We start from the raw sequence: 25,720 nt of genomic DNA on the forward strand, positions 1-25,720 counted from the left end.
CTGATATGGCCAACCGATCGATGGACGGCGACCAACTCCCGAGTGCTCCGGAAAGAGAGATCCCGGCCGCCGGGACGCAGACTGAAGGGGAGATAGTGGTCACGGCCAGGCCAGCACCGCCCCGAAGCGATCCAATGCGCGGCCTCAATACGACGTCCTTCAACGTCACGCAGTCGGTCGATAAGGCCGTTACCGGGCCAGTGGCGCGCGGGTACAAGAAAACAATACCCTCGCCCGTCCGCAGTGGCTTGCGCAATGCGCTGCGCAATCTCGGCGAGCCGGCGGTGGCCGTGAATTACCTTTTGCAGCTCAAGCCGGGGAAAAGCCTGGAAACACTCGGCCGGTTGGCGATCAATTCGACGGCAGGCGTTGCCGGGCTGTTCGATGTCGCGAAAAAACGGCCCTTCAATCTGCCCTATCGCACGAACGGCCTTGCCTACACACTGGGTTATTACGGCGTGAAGCCTGGGCCATATATGTACCTTCCCCTGATCGGCCCGACGACCGTCCGCGACCTGGCGGGGCGCCTGGGCGACATTTCGCTATTGCCTGTCGCTGTGGGCAGGCCTTTCAGTGATCCGTTTTTTGTAGTCCCGACCACCGCCATAAGGTTGATCGATGAGCGCGCAGAAGCGGATGATGCCATACGGAAAAATATGACCGAAAATGCGGATCCTTATTCTGCAGTTCGATCCAAATATCTCATTCAACGGCAGGCCGAAATCGATCAGCTTAGAGGCTATGGTAAGAATGAATGATTATATCCGTGATGATTATATTAAATATTTCTACGGTGGCGCGCACCAGTGGCAAGTTTGTTGTGCGGCAACCATAAGAGGACATCGCGCCGCACCAGAAGATGAAACGCGACCCGTATGTGGAATGAACAAGCGCCTCTCTAGCGAATGCTGATCAGGGCGCGCGATTTGGGCCGCACATGCATTCTGGTCGCGTCGCCGCGCGCGTCTGCCGTGCGGTTGACGCGTTTCGATGGATGGTGCAAGCCCGCCGTACCGCGATATGATAAATCTGTGCATCGGCAGGTCCGCTATCCTCCGGCGATCCGTTTCGAGGTTTGATTGCATGCGAGTTTACCGGCGTTGAAAGACAGTGGTCTAAGCTCGCTCTTTTTTGAGATGAGACCTGCGCTGTTGCGCTTTCTCTCGAGCCGTGGAGCGTCGCCGGATGAAGCCGAGGACGCTCTTCAAGACGTTCATCTGAAGCTCCTGGGCGTGGCGACAGGTCCGATTGCCCAGCCACGGGCCTATCTATACAAGATGGTCAACAATCATTTCCTGGTGCATCGCCGCACCATCGGAAGACGTTCCAGGCGCGAGAACGACTGGGTCGCCGCGCACGGGTCTGCCGGCGAAATGGACAATCAGCCATCAGTAGAGGCGGAACTCATCGCCAGGCAGCAGGTAGAAATACTCCAGCGTGTCTTGGATAGGCTCCCCGAGCGCACCCGTCTGATCTTTCGTCGTTTCCGCATCGAGGGCGAGCAGCAACGCGTGATCGCCACCGAACTTGGCATCAGCATCAGCGCCGTCGAGAAGCATCTCGCGCGCGCCTATAAGGACATTTCGGCCGCCAGGCTGCGATTGGATGAGGAAACGCCCAGCGGGCGGAGTCTGACGGATGATAGGGATCGCCATGCCATCTGAAGCAGACGCCAGCGTGAAAGCGCAAGCCATCGAATGGCATATCCGTCTTCGTCAGGAAGACGATGACACGTGGGAGGCATTCGCACAGTGGCTGGCCGAAGACGAACGCCATGCATTGGCTTATGATAGGGTCGAGCAGGACGATCTCGCGCTGGATGATCTGCTCCCCCACGTCATCTTTCGTGAAGCGGCGAATGATGGGCCAGACGATCTTGCGCCGGAAGCACTTAAGCGCAAATGGCCGTTCGCACTCGTTGCCGGAGGGCTGGCGGCGTCGGCTGCTGCAGTAATCGCGATTGTGGTCCTGCCGACGGGGGGCCAGGATCTGTACGAGGTTGCAACCCGCGGTGGTGAAATCAAGGTCGTTACCCTCGATCGTGAGACCGAGGTTATATTGAATGGCTCGACCCGCATGAGGTTTGACAGGAAGAATCCACGCTTTGCGTCGTTGGAGGGGGGAGAAGCCTTCTTTCGAGTACGCCACGATACCGACAATCCGTTCCGAGTGACCGTCGGACGCGAGATCGTGGAGGATGCAGGAACGCAGTTCAACGTCGTGCATGACGGTGGCGAGGTCAGAGTGGCGGTTCGCGAGGGCAAAATCGTATACAACCCGTCAGGTGCCGCCATTGCGCTGCACGCTGGCCAGTCGCTGTTGGATCGCGAAGATCGGGATACGGTCATTCTCGGTGGGGTGCCAATAGATGCTGTAGGCAGCTGGCAGCACCGTTCGCTGATTTATTCCCGAGCGCCGCTTTCACAGGTGGCAGCAGACCTCGGCCGCGCGCTCGGCCTGCGTATAGAGGTTGCGCCTGGTATAGCCGCAAGGCCATTTTCGGGCAGCCTCACATTGTCGAGCAAGGATGCCGAACAACTCAAAAGGTTTGCCGTAGCGCTGGACGTCGAAATCGAGCGCACACCAGATGGATGGATCATGAAGCCAGCTGGCAGTGCAGATCGATAGGAAATGCGCGGTCGCGATGATGATTGCGACTTGCTTGGGAGGGGCCCCCGCCGCTCATGCGGCGCAATTTGATATTGCGGCCGGTCCGCTTGGTTCAGTCGTCGCGGCAATCGGCGCGCGCGCGCGCATCACGGTAGCAGTCACAGATCCGGAACTCGCTGCACGCCCTTCGCCCGGCGTCCGGGGCAATCTCTCCGCGCGCGCGGCGCTGGCGCGTGCCATCCGGGGCACTGGCGCTGAGGTGATATTTCTCGATTCGGTAACCGTGAGGATTGTTCGCAAGCGGATTATACCCAATCGATTTCCGCAGCAAACCAGTGGCTCATCCAACCCCAGCCCTGGGCCGACGGCGGACATCATTGTTACCGCCAGCAAGCAGAATGTGACAGTGACAAGATATCCTGGCTCAGTTCACATCATTGAGCCGCAGAAGCAGTGGTCTTCTGCCAATGCACATCTCGGTAGCGCGGCCCTGATGGATATGATGCCGGTTTTGAATTCAACCAATCTTGGACGGGGTCGAAACAAGATATACGTACGCGGCATTGCCGATAGCAGCTTCAATGGCCCGACACAGTCTACGGTAGGTCAATACTTCGGAGATGTCCGCCTTAACTATAACGCCCCCGATCCCGATCTCAATCTCTATGACTTGAAACGGATCGAGGTTCTCGCTGGGCCGCAGGGCACATTGTACGGCGCAGGATCTCTGGGCGGCGTGGTCCGGCTCGTTCCCAACGTGCCTGACCTGGCTGAAACATATGGCTCTGCAGCGACTGGCGTCAGCGCAACTCAATCGGGAGGGATAGGAGCCGATGTAGCAGCGATGTTCAACGTGCCGATCGGTGACAGATCGGCGGTGCGCGCTGTCATTTATGGTGCGCGCGACGCGGGCTATATCGATGACCCGGCACGTGGCCTGAGCAACATAAACAGGGGGCACAGCGCGGGTGGCCGGCTGGCGTTGCGGCGTAAGGATCTCGCCGGTTGGACGCTCGATGTCGGTGCCGTGATTCAGAATATAGACAGCAGGGACAGCCAATATGTTCTGAAGGGCGATCCGCCGCTTTCCCGTAGCAGCACTTTGGCGCAGCCTTTTCGCAACGACTATAATCTTGCCTATCTTGTCGCCCGCAAGACAATGGACAGCGGCAGTGAACTTGTCACCGCGACCTCGCTGGTCCGGCACGAACTGCAATCCGTTTACGATGCGACCGGAGCCGACGGCACGTCCGAGCCGCGCTTGTTCGACGAACTGAACCGGATCACCTTCATCGCCCATGAGACGCGACTGGCCGGCGGCAGTACGCGGGCGCCGTGGGTTGTCGGGTTATCGGGTCTTTATAACATCAGCGCGATTTCGCGTACGCTGGGCACGCCCGACGATCCGCAGCGCTTGGTGGGCGTCGAAAATGAGCGGTCCGAAATCTCGTTCTTCGGCCAAAAGTCGTTTCCGATAGGCCGTTCTCTGACTGCCACTGTTGGCGGACGGATTACCGGCGCGCATAATCTCGGCAGGCTGCTGAACGAGGCGCAAGGAGCGCCCGAGAGGGAGTCCGCGACGCGCTTCCGTTTCGCCGGTGATGCAGCGCTCAGTTGGCAGATCGCGCCGCGGCTCGCGACCTATGCCCATTTTCAACAGGGTTTTCGCCCGGGCGGTTTTACCGTTGCGAGCGAAGGATCGGCAGACGAGGGCACGAATTTCGCGGCTGACGATCTCACGCAGATTGAACTCGGTCTGCATTGGCGAAGCGGCGAGCGCGATTGGATTGAGGTGCGCGCTGCAGTCTTTGGCGTCGATTGGCAGCAGATCCAGGCGGATATCATCGATACTGCCGGCTTCATCAACACCGCAAATATCGGGAATGGGCGCATTTACGGGCTAGATGGGGAGCTGAAGTTGCGTCCCCTCAAGGGCATGAGCCTTTCCATCAGCGCTTTCCAGAACGACAGCAATGTCTATGAACCGGCACCGGGCTTCGCTGCGTCGGATGCGACCTTGCCCAATGTTCCGCGGGACGGAATCAGGATGGCCGCCGAGTGGCAGGAGAAGGTCGGGGCGGATGCGCTCGTCACCGCAAACGCCTCTTTGCGCTATGTCGGCAGGTCCTTCCTCGGACCGGCTCCACTGCTCGACATTGAGCAGGGGAAATATTTTACGGCAGATGTCGGTTTGCGGCTCGATCTGGCTCGCGTGGGTCTTTCACTCGATGTTCGCAATGTCGGCAACATAAGGGCGAATACCTTTGCATTCGGCAATCCCTTCGGTGTGACCGGACGGGATCAGATTACGCCCCTGCGTCCGCGTACGATCCGGCTGGGGCTGGACATGCGTTTCTGACGCAATCCAGGATTGCAGCGCTGCGAGACGCTTGGACTCGTGGCGCGCGGGCTGCGTCGATTTGCACCGGTGCCTTCGTGCTCGCGGCCGGCGGACTGCTCGAGGGGCAGGAACAGCAGCGTGGTTCGGGCTGAGCGCATTGCGGTCGGGCAACGAGGGCGTCTCGGTGTTCCATTCCGGGAGCTCGTCACCGCGCGCCATCCATTGCGCAGCCCCACATTGACAGGGCGCAGATACAGTATCGCCGCGACTGATCGGCCACGCTGCACGCCGGAGGCTCAACGGGCGGCTTCGTTAGACAGCAGATCGACATAGTTCGCCGGCGTGTGGGTGGCGCCGAGCGTCTTGAGGGTCGCCCGGATGCTCGCCAGCAGCGATTCGTGCCGCGTGTCCCCCGGGTGGAGGCCGACGCGTGCGACGCGGCATCGGCGCAGCGCGCGGCGGAGGACCAGAGCCGCGGCGAGCGAACTCGCCCGGCGCGACCGCGAGCGGCTGGCCCAGGTGATAACCGGGCCGGCAGCCAGCCGACGGTCTGCCTCCATTGGCGCCCAGACGCGCATATGATCTTCGGCGAGCTCGAAACCCGCCTCGCCGAGCGCGTTTCGGGCGCCTTCCGAATAGAGCCAGGCCGGCGCCACGAACCCACGCACGGGCGCGCCGATAATGTCCTCAATCAGCGCCTTGCCTTGCTGCATGCGCAGCAGCGCCTCGCCCTCGGACAACCCGAGAAACTCGCCCTCGCTCGCGGTCATGTGCCGCGCCTTGAAAGCCGCGAGGCCGACGTGACGCGAATCGTCGCGGTGGGTCCATCCGTGGGCGAACATCTCGACGCCCTGCTGCGACCAACCGCGGATCCGCGCCGCGAATGGTGAGCCGGGGCGGATCGGCTCGCTATTCCAGTGCCGGGGGACGACCAGCATGGTCACCCTCGATTGCCCGACGGTCTCGCCGATCACGTCGAGCAGGCGATCGACCTCACCCTCGAAACGAGGGGCGACGTCGTGCACCGAAACAAGGAGATGCCTGGTCATGCCGTCTCCCGCATCAGCCGCCGACAGGGAACGAACGGCTTGCTGAAATGGTCGTCCATGGTCCGTACGCCTCCGCGCGGCGTCAGTGCATCGGACATCTCATCGTTCTCCCTGCTGCCTTGAGACACCGGCAGGTCGGGAATACCTCACCAGAAATTTCCGAAGGACGTTTGCCCGTCAATGCGGAGGGGCAGTCACGATCGCCCTGGCGGAAAGTGCTTCTGAGCAGCAGCCACCTCGCCGCCCGCGTCACGTTGTTTTTTGCGAGCTCCAGCCCTGGAATGCGCCGCAGAGCAGTGTGGGTACTGGATATGGTCGGTGTCTAATCGGCATGCGTATCGCCATTCCCATCCATAGCTTCGAACCAGGAGGGGTGGAGCGTGTCGCGCTCCGTCTCGCCGAGCATTGGCGAGACGCCGGGCATGAACCTGTCATCGTCCTTGGCCGAAGGCGCGGAGCTTGTGTCGGTTCCGTTCCTGACCTCGACTATCGCGTCATGCGAGAACCGTTTTCAACCGATGGGTGGGAGACGATCTGGATGATCTGGTCCCTCTTCCAGTTCCTGCTTGTGGAAAAGGTCGATGCCGTTTTTTGTCCAGGCAACACCTACACCGTTGTTTGCGTGGCCATGAAGATTCTCCTGGGTGATCAATGCCCTCCTGTTCTCGTCAAGATCAGCAACGATCTGGAGCGGCGTGATCTACCGAAGCTTGTCCGGCCATTGTATCGATGGTGGCTAAGAGTACAGGGTGCCGTCCTCGATGACTTCATAGCGATCGCGTCCCCGATGCGCGCTGAAGTCGAGCGCGAATTGGCGCTCCCGGAAAACAAGGTCTGCGTCATTCCCGACCCAGCGTTGTCCGAATCCGAACTGCTTCAGCTTTCCGGTTCAAGATTAGCCGAAAAGGCGCAAGCTGGTTGCCGCTTCCTTACGGTTGGCCGGCTTGCCGCGCAGAAAAATCAAATACTGCTTCTCGAGGCATTTGCACACCACGCCTGGCCCGAAGACACATTGGTCATTGCCGGAGATGGTCCCGAGCGCGAACGTCTCGTCGAACGAGCAGATGCGTTAGGCCTGCGGTCGCGAGTCCGCTTTGTCGGGCACGTCGACGATGTTCGAGGCCTGTACGCAGAAGCGGACGTGTTTGTCCTCTCATCTCACTACGAAGGAGCGCCTGCAGTTATTCTGGAAGCCCTGGCCGCGGGCCTGCCGATCGCCGCTACGAACTGCTGCGTCAGCATGGAGTGGCTGACGGGCTATGGGCAGTTTGGCGTGGTGGTTTCTCCTGGAGATCCCGATACCCTGGGCACAGCGATGAACGTCGCGAGGCATTTGCGGCCGGATCGAACGGCCATGCAAGGCCTTGCCGGCAGCTTCACGTTGGAATGCTCTGGTCAGCTCTATCTGTCCAAGCTCGCGGCTTTGGTCAGCGATTCTCGCCGTCAGCGTCGGGAGAAAATGCTCAGCAGCATGAGGGTATGGCACGACGGCGGTGTCTAGCGGGCACTTACCACCGAGCAAGGCCCAGGAATGCCCACTGAAACTCTGGCGCTCGCGCCGACTGGAACGTTCGCATTCGAACCGCAGGACCGGAAGGCGATGCCGGCTCCTGGCAGCGTCCTTGGTACAATCCTGTCGCTGATCGTCGTCGGCGCCGCGATCTATCAGGCGCGCGACCTCGATTTTGCCAAGATACTCGGGCTGGTGCCCAGTTCGCTGACATTCTGGGGCCTGTTCGCCGTCAGCTACCTGATCGGACCGGCGAGCGATTGGTTCATTTTCCAACGTCTTTGGGGGATTGGAGTCAGCGCCTTCGGAGCTCTGATCCGTAAGCTCATCTACAACGAACTACTGGTCGGCTATCTCGGTGAGGCCTATTTCTACGGCTGGGCACGCCGGAACCTCAACTTCGTGACCTCTCCGTTCGGAGCGGTCAAGGACGTCACCGTGCTTTCGGCTGTTGCGGGTAATGTAACGACCCTTGTCTTCCTCGCGGTCGCATTTCCATTCGTGAGGCTGTTGCCGCTTCATGACCACGTCACCGCAATCGCTTGTTCGCTCGCGTTCGTGATCGGAAGCTCGCTTGCGGTCATGCTGCTGCGCCGTTCGCTTTTTTCGCTCGAAAGAGAAGAACTCAAGATGGTGTTCGCGGTACACCTCTTCCGAATTCTTGCAACGACCATTCTCTCGGCAGCTCTATGGCACCTTGTGTTGCCGGACGTCGCACTTGGCTGGTGGCTCGTCCTGGTGACCATACGCCTTTTGATCTCCCGGCTGCCTTTCGTACCGAACAAGGACGTCGTTTTCGCAGGAATAGCTGTCCTCGCACTCGGCGGCGAAGTCGAAATCACGGCGCTGATGGCGCTGATGGCGGGACTGATCCTTGCGACTCATGTGCTTGTCGGGCTGAGCTTCGCAATTGCAGACCTGCTTTCGAAGGGGAGAAGCCATGAAACCCCTGCTCTTTAGCCTCATGGCCAGTCCCTTTTTGGTCGCCGCTACCATCCAGTCGACGCCGGACCTTGGCACGGCTGAAGGCAGATGCCGCTCCAAGGAGCTCGGACCCTCGTTTCTGGTCAACGTTGAAGGGCTCAAGGACCGCACTGGCAAACTCAAGCTCGAAGTCTACCCGGCAAATGCCTCAGACTTCCTGGAAGATGACAATATCCTCATTTCGGCTGGCAAGACCTTCCGCAGGGTTGAACAGTTAGTCCCCGGTTCGGGGCCGGTCCAGCTCTGTGTACGGGTTCCTTCGGCAGGCAGTTATGCCGTCAGCCTGCTGCATGACCGGGACAGCAACCGGAAGTTCAGCTGGCGCGTCGATGGAATAGGCTTTGCGGGCAATCCCAGACTTGGATGGAGCAAGCCTGCCGCTGCCGATGCGAGCGCGATAGCGCGCGCGGGCCCGACACGGATCGAGATCGTGATGAACTATCGGCGCGGCTTCGGCATGCGCCCAATCCGATGACTGGAAAATGCCGATGAAGATCGTTGACGTCTGCGCGTTCTATTCTCCCAGAGGTGGTGGCGTAAAAACCTATGTCAGCCAGAAGATGGCGATAGCAGAACGCATGGGGCAGGATATCACCATCCTGGCACCCGCCGACGACGATGCAATTGTCGAGTTTGGGCCCTGCGCTCGCATACAGACGATTGCCTCCCCGCGCTTCCCGCTGGACGGGAAATACTGGTATTTCAACGACGAACGAGCGCTCCATGCCACGCTTGACAAATTGGCACCGGATTTCGTCGAAGCTTCCTCGCCGTGGCGAAGCCCCCTCATGGTTGCAAATTGGCGACCAGGGACGCCCAAGGCGCTCATCATGCACGCCGATCCTCTGTCCGCCTACGCCTACCGGTGGCTCGAACCCCTCGTCAGTCGCGAGACGATCGACCGACGATTTGCGAGATACTGGGATCACTTGCGCCAGCTAGGACGACTTTATGATGCAGTGATTTGTGCAAGCGAAGATTTGGCATCGCGGATGAAGGCCGGCGGCGTGGGCAATGTCGTAACCGTCCCGATGGGTGTCGAGGCGCAACGCTTTTCGGCCGGCAAGCGCAACGGAAACCTGCGCGCAAGCCTGCTCGCTCAATGCGGCCTCGACGCTGACGCAACCTTGCTCGTGGCCGCCGGCAGACTTGCGCCAGAAAAGCGTCTGCCGATGCTGGTCGAGGCGGTGACGATCGCTGGTCGGCATCGCCAGGTGGGCCTGGCCATCTTTGGTGAAGGCCGAGATGATACAAACATCCTGCGGTCGATAGGCGGCAATCCCCATATCCGGCTGTTTCGCCCGGAACGCGATCGGGAGAGATTTGCCAGCGTGCTCGCGAGCGCCGACGCTTTGCTGCATGGCTGTGAGGCGGAGACCTTCTGCATGACTGCAGCGGAGGCAAGCGCCAGCGGCATACCAGTCATCGTGCCGGATCGGGGCGGTGCAGCCGACTTTGCCAGGGGCGGGGTGGGGTTGTCATATCGTGCGGCGGATCATGCGGACCTGGTGCGCGCCATTCTATCTCTACCAGAAAGCTTTGCCGCGCGCTCGACCGGCTGCACAGCGCGAGCGCTGGGCGATCATTTCGCAGCCTTGTTTGCGATCTACCAAAACCTCACCTCGGGCGAACTCTCCCACGCTGCATGAGCGCGGCAATGATTTTTCGCATCCCTGTTCTTGATCGCTATATTCTGGCTCAAATACTCGGGACGATGGGCAGTGTGCTGGCCGTGGTCATTGCACTGATGATCCTTGAACATCTTCCGCGTCTTTTGGAGATCACCAGCCAGTCTGGGCACCGCGGATACATAGTGGCGCATACTGTAGCGGCCTTGCTCCCAGAGTATGGCGGCATCGGTTTACCTGTCGGACTGTTTCTGGGCATCGCCCTGACCATAAGAAAGCTCGCTCTTGGCGGAGAGCTGGACGTGATCGAGGCGTGCGGAATTGCTCCTTTGCGATGGATGCGGTTTCCACTCATGCTCGCCGCGATGGTCAGTCTCCTGACGATATTGAACCAGGGCTGGCTAATGCCTGCCGGCGAATCCAATCTGGCGGAAATCGGCAAGCGCATGGAAAACGGTGAATTCGGCCATCGACTACAGGCAGGTCAGTTCATTGATCTTGGATCCGGAAGCGTTCTATTGTTCGACCAGGTCGATGCAGTAAATGGGGAGCTTGTCGGACTGTTCCTTCGGACAGAAGAGAACACCTTCACGGCAAGGCGTGGACGTTTTTGGCAAACGCCCTCCGGGGCGACGGCTATCGAATTGCGCGATGGACAGGTCGTACAGGAACGAGATGCAAGAGTGCTTGACTTCGCACGAGTCGAGTACCGTTTTGGCGAAGCAAAAGACGCGCAACAAAGGGAGCCGATGGACGGATCTTTAAGGCGGACCGATATTAGTCTGCTTTGGTTGAGCGGCACCACTGCAAGTCGATCGGCCGTCTATGGGCGATGCCTTTGGGCACTGCTCGTCCTGCCACTACCGCTACTGGCGCTGATCCTGGGTAAGCCCCCGAGGCGACAGTCGGGGGCGGTTGGAATCCTCGTCGGGGTAATTTCGCTGGTGGTGGGTCTGAAAATGATAACGCCGTTGATTGATGGTCACTCGAGCCAGCCCGAAGTGCTGGCAGCCGGCATTCTCGTTACCTGGAGCTTATTCGTTTTCGGGCTGATCCGGGCCGAGAAGGTCTTCGGTCGGGGCTTTGTGGATCGTTGGGCCAGCCGGATTTTCAGAAGCTTCCGTTCGCCGAACGCGTAGCGCATGGTGCAACCCCCGAGCAGATAAAGACTAACCCGGGCCGAATCGGGACACCGTGGCGCCGTGTTGATACCAACAGGGTGGGTTATCAAGAAATGTGGGCGGGAATCGCGCCGTCCAATCCGGCAAAGTCCGGGTATTTCCGCTGCGCTTATTACGCGAAAATTAGACGTGTTGCGCTTTGCAGCTCATTTTTCAAGCTAAGTGCTTGAAATCGCTGGTGACCCCTACGAGAATCGAACTCGTGTTTTCGCCGTGAGAGGGCGACGTCCTAACCGCTAGACGAAGGGGCCGTGCGGTGAAGGGGCGGCATCTAAGGGGCGCGCGGGCAGGCGTCAAGACGCTGGAGCAGCCAGCACGCTTCACGACAATAATAGGTCCTCCGAAAGGTTTTTCACATCGGTCTGCCCGGTCAGGGCCATGGCCACCGCCATTTCGTGGCGCAGCAGGTCCAGCATGCGGGCGACGCCCGGCCCGCCTTGTGCCGCCAGCGCATAGGCCCAGGCGCGACCGATCAGCACGCCCTTCGCCCCGAGCGCGAGGGCGCGCAACACGTCGACGCCGGAACGGATGCCGCCGTCCATCAGCACATCGGCACGTCCCGCGACGGCCCGGACGACCGCCGGCAATGCTGAAATCGTCGATGGCGCGCCGTCGAGCTGGCGTCCGCCATGGTTGGAAACCACGATCGCCTCCGCGCCCGCATCACAGGCGGCGACGGCGTCGGCTGGATCGAGCACGCCCTTGATCACGATCCGCCCGTCCCAATGCTGGCGGATCCAGTCCATGTCCCGCCAGGTGATCGACGGGTCGAAATTGCGCGCGACCCAGGCCGTGAACTGGTCGAGCCCGGCGCCGTCCGGCATGACGGGCGCGAAATTGCCCAGCGTGTGCGGCCGCCCACGCAACCCGACATCGATCGCCCAGGAGGGGTGGGCGGCGATCTGGCAGAAGCGCTTCAGCCGGGCGGCGATGCCCTGCCGGCCGGTCAGGCTCGATCGCACGTCGCGGTAGCGCGCGCTGTGGACGATCAGGTCGACCGTCAGCACCAGCGTATCGATCCGCAGCGCCCTGGCCCGGGCCAGCATGTCCTTCATGAACTCCCGGTCGCGGATCATGTAGAGTTGGAAAGCGAAGGGCTGGTCCGCCGCCGTCGCCACTTCCTCCATACCGCAGCAGGAGGAGGCGGAGAGGATGAACGGCACGCCCGCATGGTCCGCCGCCCGCACCGCCTGGACCTCGCCGCGCCGCGCGTACATGCCGGCCAGCCCCACCGGCGCCAGCGCGACGGGCAGTGCCGCCGGGCGCCCGAACAGATTGGTGGAAAGATCGATCCCGGAAACGTCGTGCATGATCCGCTGGCGCAGCTTCAGCCGCTGCAGGTCCTCGACATTGCTGCGCATCGTCGATTCCGAATAGGAACCCCCGTCGATATAATCGAACAGGAACAGCGGCAGGCGCGCCTTGGCGAGCAGCCGGAAGTCGTCGATGCAGGCCGGTGTCACGAGCCGGGTCTAAAAGCCATGCCCTGCGTCCGCAACGTCAATATCCGCACCTCGCGGGACGCCTAACGACTGTTCGCGGTCGCGATCGCGCCCGGGCGCGCGTCGAAGCGCAACGTCGCGGCCTCGTCCCGGGCGAGCGTCCGTCCGTTGAAGCGATAGACCTCGATGTCCTTGTCGACCGCGCATTGCAGCAGGATGGTGCGGGCATCGTCGCTGAACGTTGCGCCCTGGCACCATGCGCCGGTGGCAGTCTCGGCAATCGGGGTCAGCGTCGCGCCCCGCACGCCAAAGACCTTCAGCGCGCCGTGCGGCCAGTAGCCCGGTGTACCGATCGCGCCGCCCGATCCATTGTGCACGACCACGGCGAGATAGCGCCCGTCGCGCGACAAGGTCAGGTGTTCCGGAGTGACGCCGACTTCCGTGGCCGTGACGGCGCCGCTGCGCAGGTCCACCGCCGTCACCGTGCCGATGCGCGCCTGCCCGCGCACGGGGGTCGTGCCGGCCGGCAAGGCGTTGCCCTGCAGGTTGGTGTTATAGGCATAGCGGCCATCGGGACTGAACGAGACGCCATAGGGCTGTACGCCCGTCGCGATCGTGCTGCCCTCGAGCGCCACAGTGCTGCCGGAAACGGAAAGCCGCATCAGCTGGCCGGCGCCCTGCGCGACGACGATCGCGCTCTTGCCGTCGGGCAGGAAGGCGACGTCGGTCGGCCGCGCCTTGGCCGGCAGCTGGATCTTGCCGGCCGGCGTCAGGCGCTTGGCACTGATCGTGAAGACGGAGACCATGTCGTCGCCAGTGCTGACCACCAGCGCGAGCGTGCCGGCGCGGTTGATCGCGACGCCGCTCGCGCCGGGGCCGGCCTGAACCGTCTGGACCAGTTCCGGCGCGTCCGGCCGGGCGAGATCGATGACGCTGACCTGATCGCTGAGCTCGATCGCTCCCGCCGGCGTCAGGCGCTGCGCGGCGGTAACCAGCGCAAACCCGCTATTGCGGGCGACCGCCACCGCGGCCGGCGGCCCGATCATGCTCGCCGGTGCCGCGACCGTGCCGATCGTCCGGGGCGGATAGCTGCGCAGGTCGATCACCGAAACACTGTCGGCGGTGCGGCCGGCATCGCCGGGGCGGAGCTGCTTGCCGTCATTGGCGGAGACGGCGATCTGCGCCGAAAGCGTGGCGGGCGCCGCCATGGCGATCATCGCGGCGGCCAGGCTGATCTTGGTCCTCATCGACGTTCCTTCTGGTGGGCATTCAGGCCGCGCCTCCCCGGCGCGGCCTGTGATGGTCGTGGGACAGGCTCAGAAGGGATCGGTCCGCTTGGTATAGGCGCGGCCCTTGTCGGCGGCCGGCGAGTCGCCCCCGGTGCAGATCATCACGCCGTCCTTGATCTGGTCGATCACGTCGCGCTCGCCACAGGCATTGAGGAAGCGCAGGCCGTTGGCCTTGGTCGCAGCCAGCACGCGCGCGCGCACGGCGACCATCGCCGGCTCGTCTTCCATGCGTGGCCCGCTGCCAGGCGGCGTTCCGGGCGCCCGCGGCTTGGGCGCGCCGAGCAGGTAGAAGGCGTGGTCGCCCGGGCCCCATTCGGCAAAGGCCAGGCCTGGCGTGCGCAGCGTCGATTCGACATTTGCGTCGGCGCGCGGATTTTCGATCTTCACCCCGAAGATCAGTTCGCCGTCCGGGTTGAGCGGCCAGGGCTCGGCGATCTTCATATACTCGATCGGCGATACGCCCCACACCTGCGATGCCCAGGCCTGGCTGCCATTGCCGCGGAAGCCCTGGGCCAGGCCGGGCACCACCGGCGCGAAGGGATAGCGCGACGCCTCGATCATGATCTTGGCGGCCTCGGGCGATTCGGCATTGCACAACAGGATGCCGTGCACGCCGGCGGCCAGTGCCTGCTGGATCATCCAGGCATTGGCGCGCACCGCGTCGGGCGTGCCCTGGATCGGCAGAGTGACGATCACCGCCGGGGTGCGGTGGCCGGTACGCGTCGGGCCGGCATCGACCAGCCCGCGCATGAATTCGTGCAGCTCTTTGAAATCGAGCGGGCCGTGCTCCATTTCATAAGTGATGTAATCGGCCTTGGTCGCCGCCTGCTTCTTGCCCTCTTCATATCCGCCACCGGAGATCTGGGTGTAATAGACCGGCTGGCCTTTCTGCCACATGTCGATGATGCGGTTGATATGCTTGCCCGTGCGCGTCGTCTTGGTCGGCATCGCCGGCTGAGCGTCCACCGCAAAGGCCTGGCCGGGCGCCTGTTGCGCCTGGGTCGGCATCGACAGCAGCGCGATCGGCGCGGTGGCAAGCAGGATCAACCTCTTCATGGCATGCATCTCCCTTGGTTTTCGGCTCTTTAGGCGAACCCTATAGGATATAGCATGTCACGCGATCGGCGCGCGCGCAATGGGGCCATGGTCTCAATTGACCGCCTGACGGATTTTTAACGCAGCGCTACGAACCGCGCGAAGCGACGGCACGACAGGCTATCCTGGGATGATCCCCGAGGTACAAAGCTGGCCCGACCTCGCCGGTCGGGCCCGGCCTCAGGCAGCGGCGCGCCGCCGCTCCGCCATCTCGACGTTGAGCATCTCGGCTAGCAGGAACGCGAGTTCCAGGCTCTGCCCGGCGTTGAGCCGCGGGTCGCAATGCGTGTGATAGCGGTCGGCCAGTGACTGCTCGGTCACGTCGATCGCACCCCCGGTGCATTCGGTGACATTCTGCCCGGTCATCTCGGCATGGATGCCGCCCGCGATGCTGCCTTCGGCGCGGTGCACCGCGAAGAAGCCGCGCACCTCGGCCAGGATCCGGTCGAACGGCCGCGTCTTGTACCCGTTCGCGGCCTTGATCACGTTGCCGTGCATCGGATCGCAGCTCCACACCACCGGATGGCCCTCGCGCTGCACGGCGCGGATCAGCCTGGGCAGGCCCGCCTCGATCTTGTCATGGCCGTAGCGTGTGATCAGCGTCATCCGCCCGGGCACGCGCGCCGGGTTCAGCGTGTCGAGCAGCCGCAGCAGCGCATCCGGCTCCAGGCTCGGGCCGCACTTCATGCCGATCGGATTGCCGATGCCGCGCAGATATTCGACATGCGCCGATCCCTCGAAGCGGGTGCGGTCCCCGATCCACAGGAAATGCGCGCTGGTGTCGTACCAGTCGCCGGTCAGCGAATCCTGCCGGGTCAGCGCCTGCTCGTAGCGAAGCAGCAGCGCTTCATGGCTGGTGTAGAAATGCGTCTCGGCCAGCTGCGGCACCGTCTCGGGGTTGATCCCGCACGCGTTCATGAATTCCAGCGCTTCGCCGATGCGATCGGCGGTCTCGGCGAACTTCTTCGCCCACGGGCTGCGGCCCATGAAATCATGAGTCCAGCGATGCACCTGCGCCAGGTTCGCATAGCCGCCGGTCGCGAAGGCACGCAGCAGGTTCAGCGTCGCCGCCGACTGGCTGTACGCGCGGATCATGCGCTGCGGGTCGGGCGCGCGGCCATCGGCGGTGAAGGCGATGTCGTTGACGATGTCGCCGCGATAGGCGGGCAGCTCCACGCCGTTCTGCACTTCGGTGTCGGCCGAACGCGGCTTGGCGAACTGGCCGGCCATGCGGCCGAGCTTCACCACCGGCAGCTTCGACGCATAGGTCAGCACAACCGCCATCTGCAGGATCACGCGGAACGTGTCGCGGATGTTGTTCGCGTTATGCTCGGCGAAGCTCTCGGCGCAGTCGCCCCCCTGGAGCAGAAAGGCCTTGCCGTCGACCACCTTGGCGAGATCCGCCGTCAGGTTGCGCGCCTCGCCCGCGAACACCAGCGGCGGAAAGCTGCTCAGCGTCTCGGTCGCCGCGTCGAGCGCGGCGGTGTCGGGATAGGTCGGGAGCTGTCGAGCTTCGGCTTTGGTCCAGCTGTCGGGGGCCCAATTGGCGGCCATGTCATGCGTCCAGTGATTACGGATTTGGAGCGCCCCCATGCGGGAAAACCGCTTTTGGGGCAATCAAGGAAAACTTTCGACATATTCCTCCCCGGAACGGGGAGGTCGCGCTCACCATTCGCTGAAGAAGCGAAATGTCCCGGCCGCCGGTCCCGTGCGGAGGACTAGGCGGCCGCCACCCAATTACCATGAAAGCCGGGCGGCACACGGTGGGGAATCCGAATGCTCGCCACCGGCGCGGCGGTGAAATCCTGCGCGTCGAGGATCACCAGATCGGTCGTCTCGTTCGGCAGATCGACGACCAGCCCGATCATCCAGCCATCGCCTTCCGCTGCGTCGGCCGAAGCGGGTACGAACACGAACTCCCCGGGATAGTGTCCCTCGCCGAAGTCATGCACGGCGCGCGCGCCCGTCTGCAGATCGTGCCTGAGCAGATAGCTCGCGCCGATGAACGCCTTGTCCGCGTCCGGCAGGCCCATCGTCCAGGCGTAGCGATAGGGCTGGCCGAAATGCCGCTCGTCCGGCCGCGGGAATTCCTGCGGCGTCGCGTCGATCGTGCGCCGCTCGACTGTCTTCGCCACCGGGTCGATCGTCCAGCGCTCGAACCCCTGCGATTTCGCGTCCGGCCCCTGCGTGCTGTCGGCGAACATCGTATCATAGACGCAGGCGTCGAGGATCACCTTGCCGTCAGCCGTGTCGAACGCATTGGCGACATGGAAGATATAGCAGGGATCGACATCCACCCAGATCGTCTCGTCGCCGCGTCCGTCCTTCGGCAGCAGCCCGATCCGCGCCTGATGTTCCGGGTTCCAGCGATAGGGGAAGCTGTGGCCGGCGATCAGCGTCTTCATGGAGAAGGTCACCGGCAGGTCGAGGATCAGCACATAGCGCGCCGTGATTGCGCAATCGTGGATCGACGGGCCGTGCTTCACCGCGATCGGCTCCTCGCGCGTCACCTTGCCCTCGGGCGAGATCACGATGTGGCGTACGGTTTCCGGATCGGTCGCCTCATAGGCGATGGCATGCTGCTCGCCGGTCAGCGGGTCGGGATGCGGATGCGCGGTGAAGCTGCCCGCCAGCGTGTCGTCGAACGGATTATATGTCTGTTCGTCCAGAGTGTCGGACAGCTCGACCGGATAGCTGCCGGCCTCGACCAGCGCGAAGGTGCGGCCGCCGATGCCGATCACATTGGTGTTGACCGTGTCGAAGCCGCCGTGCCGCGGGCCGGGCGCCGCGGGCACATCGAGCGCCTTCGCCACGCGTTGCGAGCGAATCCAGCGATTGCGATACCACAGCGCCTTGCCGTCCCGGATCGCGAGCCCGTGGACCATGCCGTCGCCGGTGAACCAGTGATGCCCGGCGGCATCCGGCGCCGCCGGGTTCGGGCCGATCCGCAGATAACGCCCGTCGAGCACCGCCGGGATCGTGCCGGTCACCGGCAGATCCTCCAGCGTCAGTTCCTCGGCCATCGGTGCGTGGATGCCGGTCAGGAAGGGGTGGTCGCCGACCGCCGCCATGCGCTTGCGGTTGAATTCGGCAACCGCGCCAATGCCCTTGGTCACCGTGCCGCGAATTACGCTCTCGATCATGCTTGCCATGATGCTCTCCAAACCTCACATGTTTATGGCGTTCACATTACGAGTCGAAGGTAACAGTGTCAACATCTGAATCCAGCATCGCGAAAAAGGCCTATCACCATGGCGATCTGCGCACGGCGCTGATCGAAGCCGGCATGACCCTGCTTGAATCGCGGACGGCGGACGATCTGTCGCTGCGGGAGGTCGCGCGGGCCGTCGGCGTCAGCGCGACGGCGGTCTATCGCCATTTTCCGGACAAGGGCGCACTGATGACGGCGCTGGCGGCCGAAGCGCTGCAGCGGCTGGCCGCGGCACAGCGCGCCGCCCAGGAAGCGGCCGGCGGCGGCATGGCGGGCTTCAGCGCGACCGGCGCTGCCTATGTGCGCTTCGCGCTCGCCAATCCGGCCCTGTTCCGGCTGGTCTTCGCCAATCCGGGATCGATCGCCTTGCACGCCGATAAGCCGGAAGACGATGCCATGTCCCTGCTGCGCGCCAATGCCGCGCTGCTGGCGGAAGGCAAGGGGGGTGATGCGCAGGTCATCGCGCTGCAGGCCTGGGCGATCGCGCATGGGCTCGCCATGCTGATGCTCGACGGCCAGGTCCCGGTCGACGATGCGCTGATAGAGCGCGTCATCGATGTGCGTGCGATCTCATAGCTGAGGGCCCGTACGAACCGGTCCACGCGCCATGTCGCTCCCTCGACGCGCGCGGCAAATCGCCGCACAAGGTCGGGTGATGGAGAATCTCGCGGATGGGCTGGCGGCATTGCTGCCGAGGGCGGAAGGCAATCCGCCAGCGATGATTCAGCTTGCGGGCCTGATGCGCAAGGCGGGACAGGTCGAACAGGCAATTGCCCTGTGCCGCGGCGCATTGGCGCTGGCGCCGGACGATGCGGAACTGGCAGCGCGGGCGCGGGCCTTGTTGAACGGAGACGTGCCGAACTGGCACTTCACGATCGTGGCCGATGCGGCACGCAATGCCGCCTATGACGCGGCGTTGCGCCGGGCGATCAGGCCCGGCATGCGCGTACTCGAAATCGGCACCGGCACCGGCATTCTCGCGATGATGGCGGCGCGTGCCGGCGCTGTCGTGGTCACTTGTGAAATGAATCCAGTGGTCGCCGATGCGGCGCGGCGCATCGTCGAACGCAACGGATATGGTGACGCGGTGCGCGTCTTTTCCGGCCATTCGGACAAACTTACCCTCGACGAGCTCGGCGGACGCGCCGATCTTCTGGTTTCGGAGATCGTCAGCAACAATTTGCTGGGCGAAGATGTGCTCCCGGCGCATGAAAGGGCAATACGGGACCTGCTGAAGCCCGGCGCCCAGGTTATCCCCGCGCGCGGCCGGGTGCGCGTGGCGCTGGCGGAGGATGTGCTGGGCGACACCGGGCGGATGCACATGGTGGACGGATTCGACCTGTCGCTCTTCAACGATCTGCGTGCGCCTGCACGGTCTCATTCCGTCGGCAGCAAACGGATAGAATTGCGCAGCGAGCCCGGCGAGCTTTTCGACGTCGATCTCGGTTCCGCGCGTTTCTGTACCCCGGCTAAAGCCAAGACCAGCGTTCGCGCGGCGGGTGGGCGCGTCAACGGCATCGCGCAATGGATCGCGCTCGATATGGACGAAGTCACGCAGTACGAGAACCGGCCCATGCCCGGCGCCACGTCCTGCTGGGACATGATGTTCCATGCCTTGCCCATGATCGAAACCGCGCCGGGGCAAGCGATCGCCATCGCCGGGTCACACGATCGTCGCAACCTCACGATCTGGATCGACCGGCCGTAGCAACGGCCTCATTCGTTTCCGCGTTCGACCCAGCGGATGAACTGCCCGACATGGACGGCGCGATCCAGCGCCAGGCGATATGCTGGCATCTGGGCATCCGCGGCGCGCGCATCGCTGGGCCAGTCGGCGATCAGCTGCTTCAGGCGCGGCATGTCGACCAGCCGACTGGCCAGTCGCGAGGCTTCCAGCCGCTCGACCTCAGCTTCGATCAGCGGCCGGCGCGCATTCAGCGATTCGAACCAATCGGGTGCCTGTTCGCCCTTCCGGGTTTCGTCGAGGATCTCGCGCGGCAGGCGGTCGGCGAACAGCTGGCGCGCATACCAGCGGGGCACGCCGTCGCGCAGGAACAGCGTTTCGGGAATGGTGAGGGAAAATTCTATCAGATCGCGGTCGCTATAGGGATCGCGCGTTTCGATGCTGTCGCCCTGCATCGCGATCTGGTCGCGGGAAATCTGCAACTGATCGAATATCTGGTGCGCGCGCAATTGGGCGCTGGTGCCGCGCGTACTGTAGGTCGGATCGAACCCGTCGTCCCGCCATTGCCGGGGCAGGTCGAGCGACTCGACGACATCCGGGTTGAGCAGGCTGAACCGGCTGACGTCCTCCGGCTCGCGCCCGCGCATGCGCTGGAAGGCACGGTGCAGGCCGGGCGGCAGCAACGGGACCAGCCCCAGCCGCATCACGATGCGCGGCAGGCTGCCACCCTCGCTGCGCGCCAGCGCGCGCGCCTGTCGCGCCAATTCCAGCCAGCGCCCTTGCCGCGCCAGGGACGACAGGCAAAACCGTCCATCCCAGCTGAACGTCAGGTTACCCATGATTCCCATCAGCGCCACCCGATGACCGTGCTGGACAAGCCTGTCCTGGATGCTGCTGAACCAACCCAGATTGTCCACGTTCCGGCACGGCATGGGCATGACGGTCTGGAAGAAGCGCGTGGGATCGGCCTGCATCGGATGCGCGGCCTGCGGCGTTACCAGCGTCAGGCGCAGCGCCGGATGCATGCGCGCCAGCGCCCTGACCTTGTCGCTTTCGTCGAGATACCGGTGGTCGCGTAGCGACCGGTCGAGCCCCGGCGGTGGAACGCCGCAATAGCAATCGAGCTCCGCCGACCCGAGGCGCGCGGCGGTGGCGGCCACCGCGCTGGAATCGAAGCCGCCGCTGACGCAGATCGCCGCGCGCGGCGTGTCGCGCAGAACCCGCGTCACCGCACGGTCCATCAATTCGCGTCCGCGCGCGACATAGTCCTCGTCGCGCGTAAAGGGCGGCGCTGCGTCCAGCTTTGGACTCCAGTAATGCCGCTGGGCAATGCCCCCGGGCGTGATGCGCACCACGGTGCGCGACGGCACCCGGCAGACGCCGCGATAGAATGTCGCCTCGCGTTCGCGGTGATTGAGCGCCAGGAAGTTCGCCAGCAGCCGCTCGTCGAGCTCGCACGGCACATCGGGCAGGGCCAGCAGGGTCCCCAGATGCGAGGCGAACGCCACGAAGCCCTTGCCCGCATGGTAGAAAAGGGCGCGCCCTCCCGTGCAGTCGCGAGCAAGGGTCAGCGTTCGCCCGGCTTCATCCCAGTGCGCCATGGCAAACACGCCGAGCAGTTGCGCGAGCCCGGCATCGCCGCGCTGCTCGAAGATAGCGCGCATGTAGGTCGCTTCGCCGATGCGCGACGACATGCTCACGGCGGCGGCGATATCGGCAAGATTGTCGAGCCGGCTGTCCGCCGCGAACAGCGCTCCTGGCGGCAATTCGGCCACTGGGACGGCCTGAGCGAAAACGGCATGCGCCGCGCGCTGGAAATGAAGTCGCCCGCGCTGTCGCTGACCAAGGGCAGAGGCGAGCGCCACTTCCTGCCTGTCCGAGATGGAGGCGCCGTCAAATCGAATCAGGCCGGCAAAGTTGGTCATGGAGGTTCCGGCGAGCCCCTACCGCTGGCTGGCAACGGCACCCACTGCGGCGGTCATTGTGAAGAGCCCGAAGTACCGATGCCGGACGTCGAACAACCTAATCAGGTTCAGAAGCCCGGTAGGGCATTAATGTAGCGATCCTACGAACCGGACGAAGAAGCGTAGAGATCACCTCCGCTACTCAAAAGCCCTTGGGTCTCTATGAACTCAGTGGTGACCGCAGTTGGCGTTTGCCAGGGTGCGCGCGCCGAGGCTTCGATCCTGCCGGCTTCTTCTTTCTCAACCGCCTGCATGATGCCTCCTATTAGCGCTATGATAAGCGATCGGATTTCAGCGGGCTGAAATACGTCCACAGACGAAACGCCATCGCCTGTCTTTTCGTGCTGCTCAGCTAACATGCGCCCACAGCTCGGACAAGCACTGAGGTCAGGTGGGAAGAACCGCGCCCTGGCGGATGAGGATCTCCAGAAAAGCCTGGGTTTCGACGCGGCAGATTTCGGGCGTTACGTCGAAGTCCCGGACCAGTTTCGCACAAAGTGTTTCCAGATCATGGGGTTCCGTGAGAATATCCCAGATTCGCGCACCCATCGCGTTGAGACCCACATAGGCTCCGGTCTCCACGCCCATCATCACGGTTTCGCCGTTCGCCTCGGCACAAATCCATTCGCCTGGTCCGCGTATCATCATCAGGATTGCTCGAACTTCCGATGCGGCGGAGGAGGAGAGAAGGTCAGGTCATAACCGATGGTCGCCATCATCGGGCCGTGGGCCAATTCGATATCGCGCGTCTGGCGAAGGGTCAATTCGTCCCGCCACGCGCCGGCCTGTCCGCGTCTGAAGAAGACGGCGGCCTTGCGGGCGGTTTCGCGAAACCCGGTCCGAGTCTCCTGCGCCTGCAGAGCCCCGAAATTCGCCATCTGGACGGCATGCTCCACCTGCTCTCGTGTCACCGTACGTCCGGCAAACGCCATTGCGTCGCGCAGAATATGTGCGGTGTCGCGCTGAAGGTCTTCAAACCGGACCAAATGCACCGCGATGTCGCGCTGGTTCAGCCAGCCAGCGACATGATCGCTCCAGCGGCCCAATTGCTGATGCAGGTGGCTGGGCAGACCCCGGGAACCGACACCGAAGGCTGCATCCGGATTGTCGAGAAACGTGATGGCCTCGTCGCGGCTGATATGCTTGTGACCGGCCAGCGATGACACCACGTCGCGTGGATCGCGGACGATGAGGATGGCGCCTTTCGCGCCGCGTGCGCCGGCGAGCAGGGGCTCGCCCTGCGGCGTGAGCGAATAGGCGTCGTGCGTCTTGACGAACTGGGTTGTCGGCCGGTTGCGGTGATGGCCCATGTCGGGGTCGGGGCGCTCATGGATCCGCGGCCGCAGGGCTTCGACTTCGGCGCGGGTCAGGATGTCGGAATCGAGCAGCGTGGCATCCTCGAACGGCGCACGCGCGCTGGCAATTGGTGTGCCCAGGCGATTGATGTCGAGCGTGTCGCCGGGTTCGAGATCGAGGCAGTGGATGAGGATACGAAACCAGGTGTTGCCCGACTTGGGATAGGAAGCCAGCCAAACCCGGTTGGTCACGCGAGCAGGCCGTGTTCGCGCCAATGCCCTTCCAGTCCGCCGACAATCTCCGAAATGCTCGCAAAGTCCTTTTGACGAGTGAGCAGGAAGACGCCCGCGCTTTTGGAGATGGCCATGGCGGACTGGAGATACAGCGGTTTCTGATTCATCGCCGCCACCAGGAATGGGCGGTAGGCATTGGCGATGATGGCGTGTGCGGCATCCGCGATATTGAGTTTTGCGATGCCGCTTTGACGCGACGGTTGTGCTTCGCCGAGCATGTAGACGGCACCGATCGGCAGCGTTTCGCCGATCGAGGATCGCGGCGTGACATAGTGTTTGGAAATGCCGTCGCGGACGGTCTCACCCAGGCAATCGGTCAGCCCGAGTGCATCGGCCGCCTCCTGCCAGAGCTTCAATTGCCGGCCATCGCTGTGGGTTACCGGAGTGCCCTCGCCATCGCGCCCGATAACGCTGATGTCGTCATTGAGCAGCGCGTACCCGGCAGCGCCGAGCGCCGCCGCCATGGTGGACTTGCCCGCCCCAGACCTCCCGCAGAACAGCACCGCCTTACCGCCGACGTTGACCGCGCTGGCGTGCAGCACGGCCTGCTCGCGCTGGTGCAGCAGAATGCCGAACACGGTGCCGGTCGCGAATAGGGCAATGTCCGACGGTCGCCCGTGATAGGGGTCGAAAAGAACCTCGCGTCCCGCCTGCAGCAGGAAACGCGCGACTCCCGGGACCCGCAACAGGAACTGATCGCCTGCGATCTCCCAGGTAGGACCGGAGGCGCTGGGATGCGGCAATGTCTCCGGCACCAGCCCGCGTCGGATATGAATATCGGCGGACGACGCGCTGGTCGCCATGGCGGTCATTTGTGGCAGCGGAAGATCGCTGCCGACCGTCAGCCCCGCAATCCTGAAGTACTGCACGGCGGTCTTCTTCGCTTATTGGGGGCGGACCCGTCGTCGAGTAGCGCAGGCTGGTCCCGGCGCATAGCCACGCTCGTGCGCCCCATCGAAAAGCTGCAGGACGCTCAGTATCCAGCCTCGAGATCCACCACGTTCCGCATCGTTTCGCCCGCCATGAACGCTGCCAGATTCTCCAGGAACAATGCCGCGGCGCGCGGGAACATCCTGGTCTGGCTCCGCCCCGAAAGATGCATCGAATGAATCGTATTCGGCGCCCCCCACAGCGGATGCTCGTGCGGCAGCGGCTCGGGGCTCACTGTATCGAGGAACGCACCCGCGATCCTGCGCTTCGTCAGTGCTTCGATCAGCGCCTCCTGATCGACCATGTCGCCGCGCGCGATGTTGACCAGCCAGGCGCTGCTCTTCATCGCCGCCAGTTCGTCGGCGCCGATCATCGCCTTGGTCGCGTCGGTCGACGGCGCGGCCAGGATCACCCAGTCATGCTCGCCCAGCGTCGCGCGCCACTGATCGGGCCCGAGCGTCCCGTCCCGTCCCGACCGCGTCACGCCTGTGACCGTGATGCCGAACGCCTCCAGCCGCGCACCGATCAGCGCTCCGATCGTGCCATAGCCGATCACCAAAGCGCTGGTCTCGAACAGCTCGGTCTGCCCCGGCGCCGCCTGCGGCCATTCGTGGCGGTCGGCGATGCGCACGACTTCGTCGAAGCGCTTGGCCGCGACGAGCACGCCCATCACGGCATATTCGGCGACCGCCAGCGCATTGATCCCGGCGCCGTTGGTCAGGGTCACGCCGCGCGCCCGCAACAGGTCGAGCGGGAAGGCGTCGAGCCCGGCATAAATGGTCGAAACCCATTTAAGCCTCTCGCCGCGCGCGACCGCCTCGCCGGTCCAGGCCGGGCGCTGCTGGTCGACCCAGGCGATGTCGGCGTCGACGATCATCGCGTTCGCCTCATCGTGATCGCTGAACCAGGCGACCTCCAGGCCGGCCGGCAGCCTTGATTCGAGCAACGGACGGGCGAGCGCTGGGAGAACGGCTTTCATGGCCCAGACCTAGCAGGTCATTTCCCGACCGGGGAGGGGGCTGCCGGCGGCGGCTCGGCCTGCAGGCCGGCGTTGTACAAGTTCCGGTACAACATCCGGAAAAAATGTCAGCGACATGCATGACATTCCTGACAAAACAGCTGTTTACGGGCGAATCGGACCCAACTGGTCGGCGGGCGCGGTTATCCCGTCGTCATGGCATGGCTGGGAATCGAGAAGGCTGATCGTCAGACA

General features: G+C 63.4%; 22 protein-coding genes and 1 tRNA gene. 11 read left to right on the plus strand and 12 right to left on the minus strand.

Going from position 1 to position 25,720, the window contains the following annotated elements; genetic code table 11:
• Window positions 1-134 precede the first annotated feature (134 nt).
• The 4 genes from U1769_RS07615 to U1769_RS07630 all read left to right on the plus strand — a co-directional run bounded on the left by U1769_RS07615 (window position 135) and on the right by U1769_RS07630 (window position 4,969).
• Window positions 135-758 carry an MlaA family lipoprotein gene (locus U1769_RS07615; protein ID WP_332714353.1) on the plus strand — a complete coding sequence of 208 codons (624 nt, stop codon included), beginning with the start codon at window positions 135-137 and terminating at the stop codon, window positions 756-758.
• Between the two features lie 342 nt (window positions 759-1,100).
• Window positions 1,101-1,664, plus strand: a complete 564-nt coding sequence (locus U1769_RS07620; RefSeq protein WP_332714356.1) for an RNA polymerase sigma factor — start codon at window positions 1,101-1,103, stop codon at window positions 1,662-1,664.
• On the plus strand, window positions 1,639-2,628 hold the full coding sequence (locus tag U1769_RS07625; RefSeq protein WP_332714357.1) for a FecR family protein: 990 nt from the start codon (window positions 1,639-1,641) through the stop codon (window positions 2,626-2,628). Before U1769_RS07620 ends, U1769_RS07625 begins: the two co-directional genes overlap by 26 nt.
• 16 nt (window positions 2,629-2,644) lie before the next feature.
• The gene (locus tag U1769_RS07630) at window positions 2,645-4,969 is read left to right on the plus strand and encodes a TonB-dependent receptor (RefSeq protein WP_332714359.1); all 2,325 of its coding nucleotides are present in this window, start codon (window positions 2,645-2,647) and stop codon (window positions 4,967-4,969) included.
• Window positions 4,970-5,247: 278 nt separating this feature from the next.
• Here the strand turns inward: U1769_RS07630 and U1769_RS07635 are convergent, their stop codons facing one another.
• Window positions 5,248-6,000: a DUF2334 domain-containing protein gene (locus U1769_RS07635; RefSeq protein WP_332714361.1), complete on the minus strand. Its 753-nt coding sequence runs from the start codon at window positions 5,998-6,000 to the stop codon at window positions 5,248-5,250.
• A gap of 331 nt (window positions 6,001-6,331) precedes the next feature.
• Here U1769_RS07635 and U1769_RS07640 point away from each other — a divergent pair, with 331 nt between their 5' ends.
• The 5 genes from U1769_RS07640 to U1769_RS07660 are packed head-to-tail and all read left to right on the plus strand — an operon-like array spanning window position 6,332 to window position 11,261.
• Entirely contained in the window at window positions 6,332-7,501 is a 1,170-nt protein-coding gene (locus U1769_RS07640; RefSeq protein ID WP_332714363.1) for a glycosyltransferase, read from the plus strand.
• Window positions 7,502-7,531: 30 nt separating this feature from the next.
• Window positions 7,532-8,470: a hypothetical protein gene (locus tag U1769_RS07645; protein WP_332714365.1), complete on the plus strand. Its 939-nt coding sequence runs from the start codon at window positions 7,532-7,534 to the stop codon at window positions 8,468-8,470.
• Window positions 8,451-8,969 (plus strand): DUF2141 domain-containing protein, encoded by a 519-nt coding sequence (locus U1769_RS07650; RefSeq protein WP_332714367.1) that lies wholly within the window; start codon window positions 8,451-8,453, stop codon window positions 8,967-8,969. The genes U1769_RS07645 and U1769_RS07650 overlap by 20 nt, the downstream gene beginning before the upstream one ends.
• 13 nt (window positions 8,970-8,982) lie before the next feature.
• A complete protein-coding gene (locus tag U1769_RS07655; RefSeq protein ID WP_332714369.1) occupies window positions 8,983-10,143 on the plus strand; it encodes a glycosyltransferase in 1,161 nt (386 codons plus the stop codon).
• A gap of 8 nt (window positions 10,144-10,151) precedes the next feature.
• The gene (locus U1769_RS07660) at window positions 10,152-11,261 is read left to right on the plus strand and encodes an LptF/LptG family permease (protein ID WP_332714371.1); all 1,110 of its coding nucleotides are present in this window, start codon (window positions 10,152-10,154) and stop codon (window positions 11,259-11,261) included.
• A gap of 218 nt (window positions 11,262-11,479) precedes the next feature.
• Here the strand turns inward: U1769_RS07660 and U1769_RS07665 are convergent.
• The 6 genes from U1769_RS07665 to U1769_RS07690 all read right to left on the minus strand — a co-directional run bounded on the left by U1769_RS07665 (window position 11,480) and on the right by U1769_RS07690 (window position 18,281).
• A tRNA-Glu gene (locus U1769_RS07665) sits at window positions 11,480-11,554 on the minus strand.
• Between the two features lie 69 nt (window positions 11,555-11,623).
• Window positions 11,624-12,766, minus strand: coding sequence for an L-lactate dehydrogenase (locus tag U1769_RS07670; RefSeq protein WP_332714373.1), 1,143 nt, complete (start codon window positions 12,764-12,766; stop codon window positions 11,624-11,626).
• A gap of 62 nt (window positions 12,767-12,828) precedes the next feature.
• Window positions 12,829-13,992 carry a lactonase family protein gene (locus U1769_RS07675; protein ID WP_332714375.1) on the minus strand — a complete coding sequence of 388 codons (1,164 nt, stop codon included), beginning with the start codon at window positions 13,990-13,992 and terminating at the stop codon, window positions 12,829-12,831.
• A gap of 69 nt (window positions 13,993-14,061) precedes the next feature.
• On the minus strand, window positions 14,062-15,090 hold the full coding sequence (locus U1769_RS07680; RefSeq protein WP_332714376.1) for a hypothetical protein: 1,029 nt from the start codon (window positions 15,088-15,090) through the stop codon (window positions 14,062-14,064).
• 219 nt (window positions 15,091-15,309) lie between these two features.
• Window positions 15,310-16,683: a class II 3-deoxy-7-phosphoheptulonate synthase gene (locus U1769_RS07685; RefSeq protein WP_332714378.1), complete on the minus strand. Its 1,374-nt coding sequence runs from the start codon at window positions 16,681-16,683 to the stop codon at window positions 15,310-15,312.
• Between the two features lie 164 nt (window positions 16,684-16,847).
• Window positions 16,848-18,281, minus strand: a complete 1,434-nt coding sequence (locus U1769_RS07690; RefSeq protein ID WP_332714380.1) for an 8'-apo-carotenoid 13,14-cleaving dioxygenase — start codon at window positions 18,279-18,281, stop codon at window positions 16,848-16,850.
• A 56-nt stretch (window positions 18,282-18,337) separates the two neighbouring features.
• Between U1769_RS07690 and U1769_RS07695 the strand changes: the two genes are divergently transcribed.
• Both U1769_RS07695 and U1769_RS07700 read left to right on the plus strand, forming a co-directional pair.
• The gene (locus tag U1769_RS07695; RefSeq protein ID WP_332714382.1) at window positions 18,338-18,916 is read left to right on the plus strand and encodes a TetR/AcrR family transcriptional regulator; all 579 of its coding nucleotides are present in this window, start codon (window positions 18,338-18,340) and stop codon (window positions 18,914-18,916) included.
• Window positions 18,917-18,995: 79 nt separating this feature from the next.
• Entirely contained in the window at window positions 18,996-20,048 is a 1,053-nt protein-coding gene (locus tag U1769_RS07700) for a methyltransferase domain-containing protein (RefSeq protein WP_332714384.1), read from the plus strand.
• An 8-nt stretch (window positions 20,049-20,056) separates the two neighbouring features.
• Here the strand turns inward: U1769_RS07700 and U1769_RS07705 are convergent, their stop codons facing one another.
• The 5 genes from U1769_RS07705 to U1769_RS07725 form a co-directional block, all read right to left on the minus strand.
• Window positions 20,057-21,949 (minus strand): asparagine synthase-related protein, encoded by a 1,893-nt coding sequence (locus U1769_RS07705; protein WP_332714386.1) that lies wholly within the window; start codon window positions 21,947-21,949, stop codon window positions 20,057-20,059.
• A gap of 426 nt (window positions 21,950-22,375) precedes the next feature.
• Window positions 22,376-22,636 carry a PqqD family peptide modification chaperone gene (locus U1769_RS07710; protein ID WP_332714388.1) on the minus strand — a complete coding sequence of 87 codons (261 nt, stop codon included), beginning with the start codon at window positions 22,634-22,636 and terminating at the stop codon, window positions 22,376-22,378.
• Window positions 22,636-23,535 (minus strand): sulfotransferase domain-containing protein, encoded by a 900-nt coding sequence (locus tag U1769_RS07715; RefSeq protein WP_332714390.1) that lies wholly within the window; start codon window positions 23,533-23,535, stop codon window positions 22,636-22,638. The genes U1769_RS07710 and U1769_RS07715 overlap by 1 nt, the downstream gene beginning before the upstream one ends.
• Window positions 23,532-24,446, minus strand: a complete 915-nt coding sequence (locus U1769_RS07720) for a hypothetical protein (protein ID WP_332714392.1) — start codon at window positions 24,444-24,446, stop codon at window positions 23,532-23,534. Before U1769_RS07720 ends, U1769_RS07715 begins: the two co-directional genes overlap by 4 nt.
• Window positions 24,447-24,550: 104 nt before the next feature.
• Window positions 24,551-25,486: a D-2-hydroxyacid dehydrogenase gene (locus U1769_RS07725; protein ID WP_332714394.1), complete on the minus strand. Its 936-nt coding sequence runs from the start codon at window positions 25,484-25,486 to the stop codon at window positions 24,551-24,553.
• Window positions 25,487-25,720 lie beyond the last annotated feature (234 nt).

Source organism: Parasphingomonas zepuensis (genome assembly GCF_036663735.1).
In the GTDB taxonomy this organism is placed as follows: Bacteria; Pseudomonadota; Alphaproteobacteria; order Sphingomonadales; family Sphingomonadaceae; genus Sphingomonas.

Excerpts from the sequence above, each read along its gene's own strand:
- U1769_RS07615 (WP_332714353.1), top strand. The coding sequence starts at position 135 with ATGCGCGGCCTCAATACGACGTCCTTCAACGTCACGCAGTCGGTCGAT.
- U1769_RS07625 (WP_332714357.1), top strand. The coding sequence starts at position 1,639 with ATGATAGGGATCGCCATGCCATCTGAAGCAGACGCCAGCGTGAAAGCG.
- U1769_RS07630 (WP_332714359.1), top strand. The coding sequence starts at position 2,645 with ATGATGATTGCGACTTGCTTGGGAGGGGCCCCCGCCGCTCATGCGGCG.
- U1769_RS07635 (WP_332714361.1), bottom strand. The coding sequence starts at position 6,000 with ATGACCAGGCATCTCCTTGTTTCGGTGCACGACGTCGCCCCTCGTTTC.
- U1769_RS07640 (WP_332714363.1), top strand. The coding sequence starts at position 6,332 with ATGCGTATCGCCATTCCCATCCATAGCTTCGAACCAGGAGGGGTGGAG.
- U1769_RS07645 (WP_332714365.1), top strand. The coding sequence starts at position 7,532 with ATGCCCACTGAAACTCTGGCGCTCGCGCCGACTGGAACGTTCGCATTC.
- U1769_RS07650 (WP_332714367.1), top strand. The coding sequence starts at position 8,451 with ATGAAACCCCTGCTCTTTAGCCTCATGGCCAGTCCCTTTTTGGTCGCC.
- U1769_RS07655 (WP_332714369.1), top strand. The coding sequence starts at position 8,983 with ATGAAGATCGTTGACGTCTGCGCGTTCTATTCTCCCAGAGGTGGTGGC.
- U1769_RS07660 (WP_332714371.1), top strand. The coding sequence starts at position 10,152 with ATGATTTTTCGCATCCCTGTTCTTGATCGCTATATTCTGGCTCAAATA.
- U1769_RS07675 (WP_332714375.1), bottom strand. The coding sequence starts at position 13,992 with ATGAGGACCAAGATCAGCCTGGCCGCCGCGATGATCGCCATGGCGGCG.
- U1769_RS07680 (WP_332714376.1), bottom strand. The coding sequence starts at position 15,090 with ATGAAGAGGTTGATCCTGCTTGCCACCGCGCCGATCGCGCTGCTGTCG.
- U1769_RS07685 (WP_332714378.1), bottom strand. The coding sequence starts at position 16,683 with ATGGCCGCCAATTGGGCCCCCGACAGCTGGACCAAAGCCGAAGCTCGA.
- U1769_RS07690 (WP_332714380.1), bottom strand. The coding sequence starts at position 18,281 with ATGGCAAGCATGATCGAGAGCGTAATTCGCGGCACGGTGACCAAGGGC.
- U1769_RS07700 (WP_332714384.1), top strand. The coding sequence starts at position 18,996 with ATGGAGAATCTCGCGGATGGGCTGGCGGCATTGCTGCCGAGGGCGGAA.
- U1769_RS07705 (WP_332714386.1), bottom strand. The coding sequence starts at position 21,949 with ATGACCAACTTTGCCGGCCTGATTCGATTTGACGGCGCCTCCATCTCG.
- U1769_RS07710 (WP_332714388.1), bottom strand. The coding sequence starts at position 22,636 with ATGATGATACGCGGACCAGGCGAATGGATTTGTGCCGAGGCGAACGGC.
- U1769_RS07725 (WP_332714394.1), bottom strand. The coding sequence starts at position 25,486 with ATGAAAGCCGTTCTCCCAGCGCTCGCCCGTCCGTTGCTCGAATCAAGG.